Annotated in this window: 18 protein-coding genes; 14 read left to right on the top strand and 4 right to left on the bottom strand. The window is 59.2% G+C overall.

Annotated elements, in window-relative coordinates; translation table 11 throughout:
* Positions 1–23: 23 nt before the first annotated feature.
* From QD357_RS24265 to QD357_RS24250, 4 genes are all read right to left on the bottom strand, one after another.
* Positions 24–653, bottom strand: coding sequence for a hypothetical protein (locus tag QD357_RS24265; RefSeq protein ID WP_183939972.1), 630 nt, complete (start codon positions 651–653; stop codon positions 24–26).
* Between the two features lie 334 nt (positions 654–987).
* Positions 988–1,290 carry an alkylphosphonate utilization protein gene (locus tag QD357_RS24260; RefSeq protein WP_183940066.1) on the bottom strand — a complete coding sequence of 101 codons (303 nt, stop codon included), beginning with the start codon at positions 1,288–1,290 and terminating at the stop codon, positions 988–990.
* A 297-nt stretch (positions 1,291–1,587) separates the two neighbouring features.
* Positions 1,588–2,241 (bottom strand): HAD hydrolase-like protein, encoded by a 654-nt coding sequence (locus QD357_RS24255; protein ID WP_183939974.1) that lies wholly within the window; start codon positions 2,239–2,241, stop codon positions 1,588–1,590.
* Between the two features lie 95 nt (positions 2,242–2,336).
* Positions 2,337–2,591, bottom strand: a complete 255-nt coding sequence (locus tag QD357_RS24250; RefSeq protein WP_183940071.1) for a hypothetical protein — start codon at positions 2,589–2,591, stop codon at positions 2,337–2,339.
* A gap of 165 nt (positions 2,592–2,756) precedes the next feature.
* Between QD357_RS24250 and QD357_RS24245 the strand changes: the two genes are divergently transcribed.
* The 14 genes from QD357_RS24245 (at position 2,757) to nuoF (ending at position 15,121) form a co-directional block, all read left to right on the top strand.
* Entirely contained in the window at positions 2,757–3,014 is a 258-nt protein-coding gene (locus QD357_RS24245; RefSeq protein ID WP_414125190.1) for a hypothetical protein, read from the top strand.
* 314 nt (positions 3,015–3,328) lie between these two features.
* Positions 3,329–3,829, top strand: coding sequence for an NADH-quinone oxidoreductase subunit J (locus QD357_RS24240; RefSeq protein WP_414125189.1), 501 nt, complete (start codon positions 3,329–3,331; stop codon positions 3,827–3,829).
* Positions 3,829–4,131 carry an NADH-quinone oxidoreductase subunit NuoK gene (gene nuoK, locus QD357_RS24235; RefSeq protein WP_183939980.1) on the top strand — a complete coding sequence of 101 codons (303 nt, stop codon included), beginning with the start codon at positions 3,829–3,831 and terminating at the stop codon, positions 4,129–4,131. Before QD357_RS24240 ends, nuoK begins: the two co-directional genes overlap by 1 nt.
* Positions 4,132–4,135: 4 nt before the next feature.
* On the top strand, positions 4,136–5,599 hold the full coding sequence (locus QD357_RS24230) for a monovalent cation/H+ antiporter subunit D family protein (protein ID WP_414125188.1): 1,464 nt from the start codon (positions 4,136–4,138) through the stop codon (positions 5,597–5,599).
* Complete coding sequence (locus QD357_RS24225; protein WP_414125187.1) at positions 5,596–5,850, top strand: hypothetical protein; 255 nt, start codon at positions 5,596–5,598, stop codon at positions 5,848–5,850. Before QD357_RS24230 ends, QD357_RS24225 begins: the two co-directional genes overlap by 4 nt.
* Entirely contained in the window at positions 5,843–7,618 is a 1,776-nt protein-coding gene (locus QD357_RS24220) for a Na(+)/H(+) antiporter subunit D (protein ID WP_414125186.1), read from the top strand. Before QD357_RS24225 ends, QD357_RS24220 begins: the two co-directional genes overlap by 8 nt.
* Before the next feature lie 8 nt (positions 7,619–7,626).
* Positions 7,627–9,102 carry an NADH-quinone oxidoreductase subunit M gene (locus QD357_RS24215; RefSeq protein WP_414125185.1) on the top strand — a complete coding sequence of 492 codons (1,476 nt, stop codon included), beginning with the start codon at positions 7,627–7,629 and terminating at the stop codon, positions 9,100–9,102.
* Complete coding sequence (locus tag QD357_RS24210) at positions 9,099–10,538, top strand: NADH-quinone oxidoreductase subunit N (RefSeq protein WP_414125184.1); 1,440 nt, start codon at positions 9,099–9,101, stop codon at positions 10,536–10,538. Before QD357_RS24215 ends, QD357_RS24210 begins: the two co-directional genes overlap by 4 nt.
* A gap of 155 nt (positions 10,539–10,693) precedes the next feature.
* Positions 10,694–11,059, top strand: coding sequence for an NADH-quinone oxidoreductase subunit A (locus QD357_RS24205; RefSeq protein ID WP_183939992.1), 366 nt, complete (start codon positions 10,694–10,696; stop codon positions 11,057–11,059).
* Entirely contained in the window at positions 11,047–11,550 is a 504-nt protein-coding gene (nuoB, locus tag QD357_RS24200; RefSeq protein WP_183939994.1) for an NADH-quinone oxidoreductase subunit NuoB, read from the top strand. Before QD357_RS24205 ends, nuoB begins: the two co-directional genes overlap by 13 nt.
* Positions 11,547–12,110, top strand: coding sequence for an NADH-quinone oxidoreductase subunit C (locus QD357_RS24195; protein ID WP_414125183.1), 564 nt, complete (start codon positions 11,547–11,549; stop codon positions 12,108–12,110). The genes nuoB and QD357_RS24195 overlap by 4 nt, the downstream gene beginning before the upstream one ends.
* A gap of 1 nt (position 12,111) precedes the next feature.
* A complete protein-coding gene (gene nuoD, locus QD357_RS24190; RefSeq protein ID WP_414125182.1) occupies positions 12,112–13,326 on the top strand; it encodes an NADH dehydrogenase (quinone) subunit D in 1,215 nt (404 codons plus the stop codon).
* A gap of 17 nt (positions 13,327–13,343) precedes the next feature.
* The gene (gene nuoE, locus QD357_RS24185; RefSeq protein WP_414125181.1) at positions 13,344–13,853 is read left to right on the top strand and encodes an NADH-quinone oxidoreductase subunit NuoE; all 510 of its coding nucleotides are present in this window, start codon (positions 13,344–13,346) and stop codon (positions 13,851–13,853) included.
* Positions 13,854–13,855: 2 nt separating this feature from the next.
* Entirely contained in the window at positions 13,856–15,121 is a 1,266-nt protein-coding gene (nuoF, locus tag QD357_RS24180) for an NADH-quinone oxidoreductase subunit NuoF (protein ID WP_414125180.1), read from the top strand.
* The last annotated feature ends 21 nt before the right edge of the window (positions 15,122–15,142 follow it).

The following is a 15,142-nucleotide window of genomic DNA, read 5'->3' as shown; positions in this document are numbered from 1 at the left end:
AATGCACCGGCATTCGCTATGCGTTAGTGGCATCCGGCCTTGTCTTTTTCACAGCCAATCCGGTTCATCGTCACGAATACGGGCGGATAGCTGTAGTCATGTTTTTTCTTGTCTGTCGCGGCATCGACCAAGGCGACTGCCACCATCGTGACAAGACCGTTGTTGCTTGCTGCCGCCATGCGATCATGGGATGTTTCGTCGAAAGGCTGAACGCTTGCAAAGCCGGTCCTGTAACCTGGGGCCTGGCAGTGGACAGCAACCGGGCGTGATGCATAGCCGTAGTCAGGCACTCGAATTTCTGCCGGAGTCTTCACAGAGGCGCGATACCCCTCGCTATCCAACGCGCAGTCGATGCCTTCCAATTCCGTTCTGGTGGAAAGTTGTGCGTCCTTCTTGCGAACATCTTCGTATGCCCGCACCGTGACGATCTTCTGGCCTTTTAGCGCCGGGATATCCTGACCGGCGGCACGCTGCGGCGCCAGGACATCGCCATATTGCGTGCCCTTCGCGGTCGGTGTGGCCACAACGCTCATAGCGATAGGCTTTGCAGTTTGGCATCCTGCCAATGCTGCGACGATGACAATGGAAATGGCGAAAGAGCGAAATTGTGCTTTCATCATATAGCCTGAAAATTGGAGGAGGCGGTTGTCCAAGTGACTCGCCTAAGGGAGCTGGTTGGAAGACGGATGGATTTATGTCGCGGCTGGCGGCTTCGCTCGTGCGGTCGCACAGCGGCCATCAACCCCGCCTATCGAGATAAATCAAAAGCGCTGCCAACCGATAAATAGAATAGGTTGCATTTTGCGCAATCATATCGTTCTGCGCTAAAAACGATCAGCAGGTTGGGGCAAGCCCGCCTTGCTCCCCGTATTTGCGGCAAGCCACAGCCCACCCCAGGCGATGGTGGGTCCTGTGATGTCTGTGCTTGCCAAAGACTTCGCCGGTCAAACCACTATGCAGGCGCCGGTTGAAGGATCGCGGCTGAAATCAGCGCTTGCGGACGAACTCGGTGCGCAAGACCAGACCCTTGATCGCATCGTGACGGCAATCGATCTCTTCCGGGTTGTCGGTCAGCCGGATTGACCGGATGACAGTTCCCTGCTTCAACGTCTGGCCGGCGCCTTTGACCTTGAGGTCCTTGATCAGGACGACGGAATCCCCGTCTGCGAGAACATTGCCTGCAGCATCGCGAACCTCTGCCGCTTTAGCCTTCTCCGCAGCAATTTCGGAAGCTGGCCGCCACTCGCCGGTTGCCTCGTCATAGATATAGTCGTCGTTCTGGTCGTTCATATTGGTCATTTCTCTTGTCTGGATGCGGTGTGCGCTAGCGCGGGACGGGCCTATGCGAGCCTCTATCGGGTAGAGGTCCTCGTGTAAACCTCGACGATCATTGTTTGAAGTCGTGGCCCGCGGGAAGGTCGTCGGCGCGCATCAGACGTGATCGCCTCGAAAGGGCGCATAAAGAGTAACACCTGATGCCTCGGCTGACAAAGCGATGGCAAGGATCGATTGTCAGGTGGCACAATCAAGCCACGGCGTTTTGTGAAGGCCGCAAGCTTCGTACGAGCAATAAGAACAACCCACGTCTCACCCGGCAAGCGACGCCACTTCTCGCGGAGCATCAACGATGAGGTCCGCGCCAGCAAGTTCGAGCTCTTCGCGGCTACCATAGCCCCAAAGAACACCGACGGCATGCATCCGGTTCGCATGGGCTCCGACGATGTCAAATTTTCTATCGCCGACCATGATGCAGTCTTCGGCGGCCAGGCCGGTATCCCGTAGGATATGCGCTAGCAGTTCAGGCTTATGATCCAGACCGGCTCCGGGTACCGAACCATATATGCCCTGAAACAGGCTAGGCAGTCCGTGATTGTCAAGAATGCGCCGAGCGAAAGTTTCCCGTTTGGAGGTCGCCAAGAAGAGACGGATGCCTCGAGAATGTAGCCCAACGAGCGTTTCCCTGATCTCGGGGTAGAGCTCGCTTAGCAGGAGGCCACGAGTTCCGTAGTCAGATCGATAGGCATCGACTGCTTGCGCGACGCGATCATCGCCGAACGAGCTGAGAAGGTAACGCATCACGTCTTCGATAGGCGGCCCAATAATCGAACGGATATCCATCTCGGGGTCCGTTTCATGACCAAGAGCCCGCAATGCCGCACGGCAGCTCGAAAGGATGCCTGGTTGGGAATCGACCAAGGTGCCGTCGAGATCAAGAAGGATGTTGGAGGCAGAGTAGGGCACAGGAGCTCACTTTCGTTTGGATGGTCGAAACAACGCTATCTGTCAGCACCGGCATGAGGGGGCTCTGCCGCAACTAACTGGGACGAGACTAGAGATCAGCGAAAGGCTGCAGCACGAGGTTCGACCATGATTGCCTCGATCCCGGATGCTTCCTCATCGAAAAAAGACCGCCGTGCTTTACCTAGACGGTAGTCATCCCACCTGTGCTCGGAGCAAAACCACTGAGCTTCACCGTGCCCGACGTCGTATCCGAGAGCGCCCCATTTCACACAACCTGGGAATTCGCAGAAGTGGTCCTCCGCTGCCTGTTCGTCTGCGGAGCGTGCGATCTTTGCGGTATCATCAGCCATTGGGTGAATCCTTCAAAAGTTGAGCGCGGCCGGAATCGACTTAGGAAGGGTAGATATTCGTTGGTTAACGGGAGGTTTTTCCGCGATAATTTAGCGATCCCTCAAGGCGCCGGCGGAACCGACCGATGTCCTACGGGTTACCCCCGTCGTCCATTGGAGCCGACCATGCCGTTTCCATCACCGCAATCCCAGAATCCACAGCAGCGCATCGAGGAATTGAAGGCGGCAGCCAGAGAGGCCCTGGAAGACGTCATCGCCTGTGCGAACAAAGCGGGGTGGGGCACTCGAGAGGTACACGTCGCACTGGTCGAGGCGGCCCACTCTCTCGAGAACGCCAACAGTGCTAACCCGGATACTGCTGGTGATCCTCCCAGCGGCGATGCTGTTCGCGAACAGATCGGACACGGTGAACAATTCGACTAAGGAGCGGCGCCGGCCTCGATGGCCACTGAAAGCAATTTGGGGCTGTTTCCGACCAGGTGGAAAAACAGATGCTGCAGATGGAACGACCAAGGCAAGAGGACATCTGATCGGCCGCTGCGCTTCAAGCAAATCCCTATAGACCTTCGCGAGTGATTTTCATCACATTCGGGCCGGCTTGCTTGCTCCGCAAGTGACAACAATCTTGTGAAAAATCCAAGACTAGGGCACAATTTGTGAATGCACCTGAAGTGCGGAGCCAACTCAAATACGGCCGTCTCGCGCCGCGTGAGAGCTCGCGTGGGAGGGTGGCGTCGATGGATCAGGGGTTCTTTCTTCTGTTCGCTACGGTGTCCGTGATTGCGGCCCTGACGGTGGTCGTCGCGCGGAATCCGGTTCATAGCGCATTGGCGCTGATGGCTTGTTTCCTGCAGATCTCCGCAATTTTCGTCTTACTCGGGGCACCGTTGCTCGCGGTCATCCAGATCTTCGTGTATGTCGGCGCGATCATGGTGCTGTTCCTATTCGTGATCATGATGATCGATGTGCGCGAAGCGGCGTTGCAGCGGTTCTTGCCGGGTGGCAATCTGCCGGCTCTGGTGCTCCTCGTTCTGCTTGGGGTCGAGATGCTCGTGCTGGTGCTCCGGAGCCACCGCTTTTCGATCACGGAGCCCGTCGCTGCGCGTGGCGGTGATCAGATCAGGCAGCTCAGCACGACACTTTTCGCCGACTATCTCCTGCCGTTTGAAGTCGCCTCCGTCATTCTGCTGGCGGCTCTGATCGGCGCCATTGTTCTGGCGCGAAAGGAGTCGGAGTAATGGTTCCGCTCTGGTGGTATATTTTGCTCGCAGTGGTCCTGTTCGTGATCGGGGCGGCAGGGGTGTTGCTCAGGCGCAATATTCTGGTGGTGCTGATGTCGCTGGAGCTGCTGCTCAACTCGGTCAACATCAACTTCATCGCCTTTGGGCGTCAGTATGACGATTTCCGCGGGCAGATCTTCGCGATCTTCGTCATCGCAATTACCGCGGCCGAGGTTGCCGTGGCCCTCGGCATCTTGGTCGCCCTTGTGCGGAACAAATCCACCCTCAAGGTCGACGACGTGACCATGATGAAAGGATAGCGGCTTGGACCCGGTGATATCGATCCGGCCACTGCTTGCCGTCGCCGTCCCAGGCCTGGCGGCGCTGATGATTCTGCTCTTAAACAACCGCGAAAAACTCCGCGATCTCGTCTCGCCATTGGCCGCAATCGTCCTGTTCGCGATTGTCGCCTCGATGGCCCCCACGGTGCTTTCGGGCGGGACCGTCGATTTGCGCCTGTTCGAAATCTTGCCGGGCGTCGAGTTCGCGTTCCGGGCTGATGCGCTCGGCATGGTCTTCGCCACCATCTCGTCGCTTCTGTGGATCGTGGCTGCGATCTATTCCATCGGCTACATGCGACACCTGAACGAGCATGCGCAGACCCGCTTCTTCGCCTGCTTCGCCACCAGTCTCGCGGCGGCCGTTGGGGGCGCCTTCGCCGCCAATCTGTTCACCTTGGTCGTCTTCTACGAAGTGCTCAGCCTCGTTACCTATCCGCTCGTCTACCACCATGAAGACGAAGAGGGATGGAAGGGCGCCCACAAGTATCTTGTCTATTTGATGGGGACCTCGAAAAGTGTGCTGCTTGCCGCACTGGCGCTGACCTACTCCATTGCGGGGTCGCTCGATTTTGTAGAAGGAGGGCTGTTGGCGGGCGCCAATGCCTCCGCGGCGCTGCTGACGGTCGTCTATTTTTGCTATCTTTTTGGCTTCGCCAAGGCTGCGGTGATGCCGATGCATGCCTGGCTGCCTGCCGCGATGGTGGCGCCGACGCCGGTCAGCGCGCTCCTGCATGCGGTAGCCGTGGTCAAGATGGGCGTGTTTTGCTTGCTGCGGGTGGTGTTCCATGTCTTCGGCATCAAGCTGGTTGGCGAGCTGGGCCTCGGCATCGCCACAGCCTATCTGGTTTCGTTCACGATCCTGATGGCGTCGATCTATGCCTTGACGCGGGACGACTTGAAGGCGCGGCTTGCCTATTCGACAGTCAGCCAGCTTTCCTACATCGTGCTGGGCGCGGTTCTGCTGTCGCCGGTCGCGATGGTCGGCGGTATTGTCCACATGGCTGCGCACGCATTCTCAAAGATCACGCTGTTTTTCTGCGCCGGGTCGATCTATTGCGCGTCCGGCAAGCGAAACATCAGCGACATGGCCGGTATCGGCCGCAGGCTGCCCTGGACGATGGGCGCATTTTTCATCGCTTCGTTGAGCATGATCGGGATACCGCCGACCGCGGGCTTCATCAGCAAATGGTATCTGACCATGGGCTCCGTACAGGCGGGACAGATAGCGTTCCTGGCCGTGCTCCTGGTGAGCTCGATCCTGAATGCAGCCTATTTCCTGCCGGTCAGCTACGCCGCCTTTTTCGGGACGGAGGCCGAGGAAAGCCCGGCGACGGTTCGTGAAATTCCGATGGTCACGATCCCGCTTGTCGCGACCGCCATCCTGTCCGTGCTGATGGGCATTTTTCCCGGCTATTTCCTCACCCTGGCGGACGGAGTGGTCAAATGATCAAGCGTGTCATCGACTTCTTTGGTGATGAAGGCTATGCGAGGCGGCGGCGCCAACTATTCTATCTAGCGCTCATTCTGATCGTCGCGGCTGACTTTCTGGTCTCTCATGAACACGCCGAATATCTGTGGGATCGCCTGCCTGGCTGGTCCGCCGTTTACGGCTTCGGCTCCTGCATATTGATCATCTTCGTTTCGAAGTTTCTCGGCCATCGGGCCGGGCTGATGCGGCGCGAGGATTATTATGACTGACTTCATCCACCCGGCTCTGCTCTTCATCCTCGGCGCTCTGCCGATCCCGTTCCTCGGCGGGGCGATCCGCAAAGTCTATCTGCTGGTAATCCCGGCGCTGGCGATCCTCGCCGTGCTCATGATGCAGCCCGGCAGCTATGGCGAGGTGAGATTCATTGGGCAGGAACTCCTGATCGCGAAGGTCGACAAGCTCAGCATCGTCTTTGCCACCGTTTTCACCATCATGGCGCTGATCGGCATGGTCTATGCGCTACACCTGACGGATGCTGGCCAGCATGTGGCCGCCTACATCTATGTCGGCGGCGCGCTCGGTGTGGTGTTCGCCGGTGACTACCTGACCCTCTACATGTTCTGGGAAGCCATGGCATTCGCTTCCGCCTACCTGGTTTTCGCGCAACGCGGCGGGCCGGCGATCCGGGCGGGGTTCCGGTATCTCATGGTCCATATCACTGGCGGCGTTGTTCTGCTCGGCGGCATCATTCTCCACAGCCTCGCCACTGGCTCGTTGCTCTTTGGTCCAATGGAAAGGGGGGCGATCGAGGGTGGAATGGGCGTGGGCGCGTATATGATCCTCGCCGGGTTCATCCTCAACGCGGCGGTGCCACCACTCAACGCATGGCTAACCGATGCTTATCCGGAGGCGACGATTACCGGAGCGGTGTTCATGAGTGCTTTCACCACCAAGACCGCCGTCTATGTTCTGGCAAGGGCGTTTCCAGGCACCGAGCTTCTGGTTTGGCTTGGCACGGCGATGGCGCTCTACGGCGTCGTCTACGCGGTGCTCGAGAACGACTGCCGGCGGCTTCTCGCCTATCACATCGTCAGTCAGGTGGGCTATATGGTGGCGGGCATCGGCATAGGGACTGAGATGGCAATAAACGGAGCCACCAGCCATGCCTTCGCGCATATCCTTTATAAGGCCCTGCTCTTCATGGGCGCCGGGGCGGTGATCTACGTCACCGGGCGGCGCAAGCTCACGGAGCTTGGCGGGCTCTACAAGACCATGCCGCTGACGGTGGCGCTCTACATGGTCGGCGCTTTCGCGATCTCGGCATTTCCGTTCTTCTCAGGCTTTGTTACCAAATCGATGGTGATAGCCGCCGCCGGAGCGGATCATCGGGCGCTGGTGGTCCTGGCGCTGACGACGGCGTCGTCCGGAACGTTCCTGCACACCGGGCTCAAGCTCCCCTATTACATGTTTTTTGGCACGGATCGGAAACTGGAGGCGAGGGAGCCGCCACGCAACATGCTGGTTGCGATGGCCATGGCGGCGGTGCTCTGCATTGCGATTGGAGTGTTCCCGCAGCCGCTCTATGCGCTTCTGCCTTATCCGGTCGACTTCGAACCCTATACAGGGCTCCATGTTACCGAGAGTCTCGGCCTCTTGATGTTCACCGCCCTGGGGTTTGTAGTGTTCCTCAAGGCGCTCGATCCCGAGAACACGATTAGCATCGATACCGACTGGTTCTATCGCAAGGGTGCGCGGTGCTTCATGTGGCTCGCCGAAAAACCGCTGGCGCGCTACGAGAAGGCCGTGAGCGATGTCTCCGAGACCGCAGCGCTGCCCTTCCTGCATGGCGCGGCGCGGACCGGGCTGCGGATTGATCTCACCGGTGTGGATGCTGTCGTGAACGGCGTTGCTCGCTCGATTTTGCGCGGTGGCGGGGCGCTGCGGCGGCTCCAGACCGGCGTCGTCACCCATTATGCGCTGGCGATGATCGCCGGTGTAATCGCAGCTACCGTCGTTTTCGCCGTGGTCTGGCGGTAGGGGGTGCGATGGGATTCCCGCTTCTTAGTCTCATCGTATTCACGCCTGCCGCCGGCGCAGCGGTTTTGATGTTTCTGCGCAACGACGACGCGGCACGCTGGACAGCACTCTTCGTCACCGTCCTCGATCTTGCTCTCTGCATTGTTATGCTTGCTGGTTTTGACACCACCACCCACGCGATGCAGTTCACCGAGACGCGACTTTGGGTGCCCGCACTCGGGATCACCTATGCCCTTGGCATCGATGGAATCAGCGCGCTCTTCGTGTTTCTGACTGCGCTGTTGAGTGGGATCTGCGTGCTCGCTTCGTGGAGAGCGATCGACCGCAAGGTGAAGGAGTTCATGGTCACTCTGCTGGTCATGCAGACTCTGATGCTAGGGGTGTTCTGCGCGCTCGACCTCTTCCTGTTCTACGTCTTCTGGGAGGCCATGCTGATCCCGATGTATCTGATCATCGGTGTCTGGGGCGGCGACGGTCGGGTCTATGCAGCGTTCAAATTCTTCCTCTACACGCTGGCGGGCAGTCTTCTGTTCCTGATCGGCGTCATCGTGCTCTATCTCCACGGCGGCAAGACCTTCGACATCCTTGCACTCACAGCACAGGATTTGCCGTTCCGGGTGCAGTCCTGGCTGTTCTTCGCCTTCCTGATCGCCTTCGCGGTCAAAGTGCCGATGGTCCCGGTTCACACCTGGCTGCCGGATGCTCATGTGCAGGCGCCGACGGCGGGCAGCATCATCCTCGCCGGCGTACTCTTGAAGATGGGAGCCTATGGATTTCTGCGGTTCTCGCTGCCGATGCTACCGCAGGCGTCGCTGTATTATTCGCCGCTGATGCTAGGGCTTTCGGCGCTTGCGATCGTCTATGGCGGATTGCTTGCGCTGGCGCAGGATGATCTGAAAAAGCTGGTGGCCTATTCCAGCATCAGCCATATGGGCTTCGTCACGCTGGGAATTTTTGCGCTGAACCTCCGCGGGCTAGAGGGCGGTATTCTGCAAATGTTCAATCATGGCGTAACAACGGGCGCGTTGTTCCTGTTCGTTGGCCTGATCTACGAGCGGACACATACTCGCAGCATCGCGGACTATGGCGGTTTGATGAAGGTGGCGCCGGTTTACACCGCGTTTCTTGCGCTGTTCACCCTGTCGTCAATGGCGCTGCCGGGAACGAATTCATTCGTGGGAGAGCTGCTGGTGCTGTCGGGTGGGTTTGCCGTCAATCTGGCGGCCGGCGCGGCAGCCATTTTGGGCGCGTTGCTGGGTGCGGCCTATCTGCTTGGCATGTATGGGAAAGTTGCACTCGGTCCGCCCAGCATCGGCATTCGGTTCAAGATACGCGATGTGAATGCCCGCGAAATGGCTGCGATCTTGCCACTGGCTGTCTTCGTGCTTTGGGTCGGGCTCTACCCGAAACCGTTTCTCAGCATCATCGATGTCTCGGTAAAGCATCTGTTGGCCCATGTACACGGTGAGGGGAGCGGCCAATGACCGACGCAGCACTTCTCCAGTCGATCCTGGCGAGCATACCCGAGATCGTGGTGGTCACCGGAGCTTGCATCCTGCTGATCCTGGGACAGTTCGTGCGAAAGGAGCAGGAATATTTCCTTGTCTGGGCTTCGGTCGTGATCGTGCTGATTGCCGCCCTGGCAACCCTCATGCTGGCAAGCGAAGTGCGACCGGCTTACGCGGGCATGTTCATCGTCGACCGCTTCGCGGTCTTCTTCAAGTTCGTGTTCTACCTGGCCACTGTTCTGACACTCCTCCTTTCACGAAAATATGCCGATATCGAGGGGATCGGGAGTAGCGAATATTACGTCCTCCTGCTCTTTGCGCTTTCGGGAATGATGATCATGGCATCGGCGACCGATCTCCTGTCGATCTATGTGGGCCTCGAACTTATGGTGCTTTGCACCTACGTGCTGACCGGCTTCTTGCGCCAGCAACGGCGGTCGAACGAAGCGGCGCTGAAATATGTGATCCTCGGCTCGGTCTCGACCGGGATTTTCCTTTTCGGCGTTTCTCTGGTCTATGGACTCACCGGTACGACGCAGCTCGACGGGATGGCTGCGGCGGTGACCGGTGATCCGCTTGATCCCGGATTACTGCTGGCGGTGGTTTTCATCGTCGCGGGGCTGGTCTTCAAAGTCGGTGCGGTCCCGTTCCACATGTGGGTGCCAGACATTTATGAAGGCGCGCCGACGACGATTACGGCCTTCATGTCAGTAGGCCCCAAGGCGGCGGGGTTTGCGGTGATCCTGCGCGTGTTCCTCAATCCGCTGGTTGCAGCCTCGAACGTTTGGATCATCGTTGCGGTCATTGCGGTGGCGACGATGGCACTTGGCAGTTTCGTGGCGCTGGTGCAGGATAATTTCAAGCGCCTCCTGGCCTATTCCAGCATCGCCCATGCCGGGTTCGCGATTTTCGGCGTGGCCGCCGGCGGTCCGGACGGCATCGCCAGCGTCATGCTCTACCTACTGATCTACTCTTTCATGAACCTCGGCATTTTCGCTACCATCATCATGATGCGGAATGGCGATTTTTCGGGTGAGGTCATCGAAGACTATGCGGGTTTGGCCAAGTCGCATCCCKGGCTTGCGCTTCTGATGCTGCTCTATCTCTTCTCTTTGGCCGGCATTCCGCCGACAGCCGGGTTCTTCGCCAAGTTCTATGTTCTGGTTGCGCTCGTCGAGCGGGGTTTCGTCACGCTGGCGGTGATCGCGGTGCTGCTGAGCGCCGTTGCCGCATACTTCTACATCCGTATCGTCATGGTGATCTATATGCGTGAGCCAGGGAGGGCCTTCTCTCCGGCGCTGACGCCATTGGTGCGGGCCACGCTCGCCTTTACCGCCGCCGGCACAATCGGTATCGGCATATTTCCATCGTGGTTTCTGAGGCTTGCCCAACATTCGCTGTTTGGCGGCTGATCAATTGGATTTGCAATGACCCGCCCGACGGAATAAACTGACAACTCAGGAAAGGATTGCCCAAACCGCTTTCCGGAGCGACCGCTTTACTGGTCCCAAACGAGGTCGGTCGCCGCCCGAGGAAGCCCCCAGTTGGGTGACCGGTGCAGTGTGATATGACTGCAATGGAATTCTTGCCGGTTCTTTTCATGGTCGCTGGAGTGACTCTGGTGGCGGGAGTGACGCTTTTCGTCTCCTCGCTACTGCGCCCCTCCAATCCCTATCCTGCGAAGAACATGCCCTATGAATGCGGGATGGACGCGGCGGGAGAGGCTGCCGGCGGCCGCTTCAGGGTGCCGTTTTTTATTCTCGCCATCCTGCTGGTCGTCTTCGATGTCGAAGCGATGTTCCTTTTTCCCTGGGCTGTCGTCCTGAAAGAGATCGGGCTGGTCGGCTATGTCGAGATGTTCGTCTTCATGTTGTTGCTTCTTGTGGGCTTCGCCTACGCCTGGCTGAAAGGAGCGCTGGAATGGGAGGCGTAAACGATGCGATCCGCGACAGCGTGCTTTTCACGACGGCCGACAGCATTATTAGCTGGAGTCGAAGGTCGGCCCTGTGGCCTGAGACCTTCGGAATTGCCTGCTGCGCCATCGAGATGATTTCGGCGGGGTGCGCTCGCTATGATCTTGACCGCTTCGGCGTGGTGTTCCGTCCTTCGCCGCGACAGTCCGATGTGATGATCATCGCCGGTACCGTGACCCGGAAATTCGCGCCCGTCGTGCGGCGGCTTTATGATCAGATGCCGGAACCGCGTTGGGTGATCGCAATGGGGACCTGCGCTATTTCAGGCGGGGTCTACAACACCTACGCCGTGGTCCAGGGGTCGGAAACCTTCGTGCCGGTCGACGTGCATGTGCCCGGCTGTCCACCCCGTCCGGAGGCACTGATGCATGGCTTTCTGCTACTTCAAGAGAAGATCAAGAGATCTCGCGCACTGGCCGGGACGCCTCTCGATCGCGTTGCAACGTCATGAGTATGGGGCCGCTTCTCAATCACGCTCTGATCATGGAGCGTTTCGGCGAAGTAATCGAGGACCTCGGCGTCGGGCATGGTATTCACGTCTTCGCTGTTCCACCTGCTGCGATCGTCGAGTTCTGCCGGTTTCTGAAAGAACATCCGGCGCTGCAATTCAATTTCCTCTCGGACATCTGCGGGGTTGATCATTACCCCGAAACGCCGCGGTTCGAGGCGGTGTATCACCTCTATTCGCTACCCAACAGGTGGCGGGTTCGCATCAAATGCCGGCTCGGCGATCCGCCGCAGGTTCCCTCGGTCATAGGCGTCTGGCGTACGGCCAACTGGCATGAGCGTGAGGCGTGGGACATGTATGGCATCAGGTTCGAGGGCCATCCCGATCTGCGCCGGATCTACATGTGGGAGGGTTTCCAGGGCTTTCCCCAGCGCAAGGATTTCCCCCTGCGTGGCTACAAGGACAAATTGAATCCCTTCGGTGCTGAAGGCCCGCCCCCAACGCAGCCCGACCTCGCGACTAGGGACATTCCACAGGGAGGCCGTTCGACGCCGGAAAGTTGAGATGACCGAAGTCACCGAGCTCAGCAGGCCGGAAGGCGAAGCGCTCAATACCAGGGAAGTGCTTCTCAATCTCGGCCCGCAGCACCCCAGCACTCACGGGGTTCTCCGGCTCGTCCTCGAACTGGATGGCGAGTGTGTCGAGCGCGTGGACCCGCATATCGGCTACCTTCATCGCGGCACCGAAAAGCTGGCGGAGAGTTTCACCTATACCCAGATTTTTCCGTTGACGGACCGGCTCGACTATCTCTGCCCGCCTTCGAACAACCTGGCCTTTGCGCTGGCGGTGGAGAAACTCCTCGGCATAGAAGCACCGCCGCGGGCGCAATATATCCGCGTGATGATGGCCGAGCTGGCGCGGATTTCCGGCCATCTCCTGATCACCGGCGCGTTGCCGATGGACCTCGGCGCCATGACCGCGCTCCTTTACGCCATGCGCGAGCGCGAAATGATCATGGACCTGATGGAAATGATTACTGGTGCGCGTATGCACACCTCATTTTGCAGGGTTGGCGGGTTACGCGAAGACCTGCCCGACGGTTTCCTTCCGAAGATCAGGGAATTCTGCGATATCTTCCCGAACCGGATCCGCGACTATGAGCGGTTGCTCGAAGATAACAGGGTGTTCCTCAAGCGCACCGAAGGAGTCGGCGTAATCTCTGCCGAGGACGCTATCGATCTCGGCCTGAGCGGCCCGAACCTGCGTGCTTGTGGAGTAGACTGGGACATCCGGCGCGACGAACCCTACGAAATTTATGATCGGGTCGATTTCAACGTCATTACTCGCAAGGAGGGCGATTGCTACGCACGCTGGCGATGCCGGGTCGACGAGATGCGCGAAAGCATCCGGATTATCGAACAATGCATAGAACAGATGCCCGAGGGGCCGTTCCAGATCGACATGCCGACAATCGCCTTCCCGCTGGACAAGCATCGGGTGCACTGCTCGATGGAGGCGCTCATCCAGCATTTCGACCTGTCGGCCTACGGCTTCAAAGTGCCGAAGGGCGAGGTCTATTCGGCGATCGAAGCGCCGAAAGGCGAGCTCGGCTTCTACATTATCAGCGACGGGTCGCCAAAGCCGTTCCGCATGAAGGTGCGGGCGCCCTCTTTCGTAAACCTTCAGGCACTTTTCGGGGTCACCAACGCCCGCTACCTGGCGGACATGATCGCCGTTCTCGGCAGCCTCGACCCCGTGATGGCGGAGGTGGACAAGTAGCAGGGGATTTGGACGCGATGACCATGCGAGAAAAGATCGAAGAAGCGGCAGTGCGGTATCCCAACCGGCGCTCGGCGATCATGCCCGCGCTTCTGATCGCCCAGAGAGAACATGGCCATCTGCCCGGTCCGGTGTTGGAAGAGGTTGCGGACATTCTGGGGGTCGAGAGGATCTGGGTCTACGAACTGGCGACCTTCTACACCCATTTCCATACGGAGCCGGTGGGGATGTTCCACCTGCAGCTCTGCGACAATGTTTCCTGCATGCTATGTGGGTCCGACAACCTGCTGAAGTATTTGGAAACGGTGCTGGGGATCAAGAAGGGTGACACCACCCCGGACGGACTGTTCACGCTTTCGACCGTCGAATGCCTCGGCGCTTGCGAGATGGCTCCGACGATGCAGGTCGGCGACGACTATCACGGCAACCTCGACATCGCGCGCATCGATGCACTCTTGAACCGCCTTCGGGCGACAGCCGGGCGGGCAGCGGGCATTGAGCCCGCCTCTATGCGGCCGGGAGCGTAGCCATGTTCGAGCCGGTTCTTCTCAAGAATATCGGAGTGCCCGACGGTCATTTGCTCTCGACCTATGAGGCTGGCGGCGGCTACCAGGCGCTGGCAAAGGTGCTGCGCGAGTACACGCCCGACGAGGTCGTCGAACTCGTCAAGAAATCCAACCTGCGTGGTCGCGGCGGTGCCGGATTCCCCACGGGCATGAAATGGAGCTTCGTGCCGAAACGGGTCGATAAGCCGAAATATCTGTGCTGCAACGCCGACGAGGGTGAACCGGGCACCTTTAAGGACCGGATCATCATGGAGCGTGACCCGCATCAGCTCATCGAGGGGCTGGCGGTTAGCGCTTACGCGATTGGAGCCGAAACCGCCTATGTCTATATTCGCGGAGAATACGTAACGGCGATACGGCGCTTGGAGCAGGCGATCGCCGAGGCTCATGAAAAGCACTACCTCGGAAGGGGCATTCTGGGCTCGGACTTCAATTTCACCGTACACATTCACTGCGGCGCGGGCGCCTATATTTGCGGCGAGGAGACTGCGATGCTCGAGTCGCTCGAGGGCAAGCGGGCTCAGCCGCGATTAAAGCCGCCATTTCCGGCTGTGGCCGGGCTCTATGCCAGTCCGACCGTTATCAACAATGTCGAGACACTGGTCTGCGTGCCGCATATCGTTATGCGGGGCGCTGATTGGTTCCGTGATGTCGGCCCGGAAAAGAGCCCCGGCCCGAAGCTCTATTGCCTCAGCGGGCAGGTGCGCAGGCCCGGCCTCTTCGAGTTGCCAATGGGCATACCGCTGCGCGAACTGGTCGAGGACCACGCCGGTGGCGCGCTGCCGGGGCGCAAGATCAAGGCTGTGATCCCCGGTGGGGTTTCGGCGCCCCTGATCCCGGAGCGCGGTCTGGACGTGGGAATGGACTTCGACTCGCTAGCCGCTGTCGGCTCGATGCTCGGCTCGGCCGGGGTCATCGTGATCGACGACTCAACCTGCGTGGTCAGGGTCGCCACCAGGATCATCGAGTTCTTCCATCATGAGTCCTGCGGCAAATGCACCCCTTGCCGTGAAGGGTTGAACTGGGTCGTGAAGGTGCTACGCCGGATTGAGGCCGGGGAGGGCGCACCGGGCGACCTCGAACAGCTAAAGGCGCTCTGCAAGGGCATTTTCGGCAATACGTTTTGTGCTCTGGGCGACGGCGCGGCCATGGGGCTGCGGGCGGCGCTGGAGCATTTCGAATCTGAATTCGTCGCCCATATCGAGGAGCGGAGGTGCCCGTTTCACTAGGGAACGCGCTGGGTGAGAAGC

The sequence above is a fragment of the Rhizobium sp. BR 317 genome, assembly GCF_047445835.1.
GTDB lineage: Bacteria > Pseudomonadota > Alphaproteobacteria > Rhizobiales > Rhizobiaceae > Rhizobium > Rhizobium paranaense.
This window is presented reverse-complemented; position numbering and strand designations above follow the sequence as displayed.

Bases quoted from the DNA above. Each gene is read 5' to 3' on its own strand.
- QD357_RS24250 (WP_183940071.1), bottom strand. From the start codon at position 2,591: ATGGCTGATGATACCGCAAAGATCGCACGCTCCGCAGACGAACAGGCA.
- QD357_RS24195 (WP_414125183.1), top strand. From the start codon at position 11,547: ATGAGTATGGGGCCGCTTCTCAATCACGCTCTGATCATGGAGCGTTTC.
- nuoD (WP_414125182.1), top strand. From the start codon at position 12,112: ATGACCGAAGTCACCGAGCTCAGCAGGCCGGAAGGCGAAGCGCTCAAT.
- nuoE (WP_414125181.1), top strand. From the start codon at position 13,344: ATGACCATGCGAGAAAAGATCGAAGAAGCGGCAGTGCGGTATCCCAAC.
- nuoF (WP_414125180.1), top strand. From the start codon at position 13,856: ATGTTCGAGCCGGTTCTTCTCAAGAATATCGGAGTGCCCGACGGTCAT.
- nuoB (WP_183939994.1), top strand. From the start codon at position 11,047: ATGGGAGGCGTAAACGATGCGATCCGCGACAGCGTGCTTTTCACGACG.
- QD357_RS24240 (WP_414125189.1), top strand. From the start codon at position 3,329: ATGGATCAGGGGTTCTTTCTTCTGTTCGCTACGGTGTCCGTGATTGCG.
- nuoK (WP_183939980.1), top strand. From the start codon at position 3,829: ATGGTTCCGCTCTGGTGGTATATTTTGCTCGCAGTGGTCCTGTTCGTG.
- QD357_RS24205 (WP_183939992.1), top strand. From the start codon at position 10,694: ATGACTGCAATGGAATTCTTGCCGGTTCTTTTCATGGTCGCTGGAGTG.
- QD357_RS24220 (WP_414125186.1), top strand. From the start codon at position 5,843: ATGACTGACTTCATCCACCCGGCTCTGCTCTTCATCCTCGGCGCTCTG.
- QD357_RS24260 (WP_183940066.1), bottom strand. From the start codon at position 1,290: ATGAACGACCAGAACGACGACTATATCTATGACGAGGCAACCGGCGAG.
- QD357_RS24215 (WP_414125185.1), top strand. From the start codon at position 7,627: ATGGGATTCCCGCTTCTTAGTCTCATCGTATTCACGCCTGCCGCCGGC.
- QD357_RS24225 (WP_414125187.1), top strand. From the start codon at position 5,596: ATGATCAAGCGTGTCATCGACTTCTTTGGTGATGAAGGCTATGCGAGG.
- QD357_RS24245 (WP_414125190.1), top strand. From the start codon at position 2,757: ATGCCGTTTCCATCACCGCAATCCCAGAATCCACAGCAGCGCATCGAG.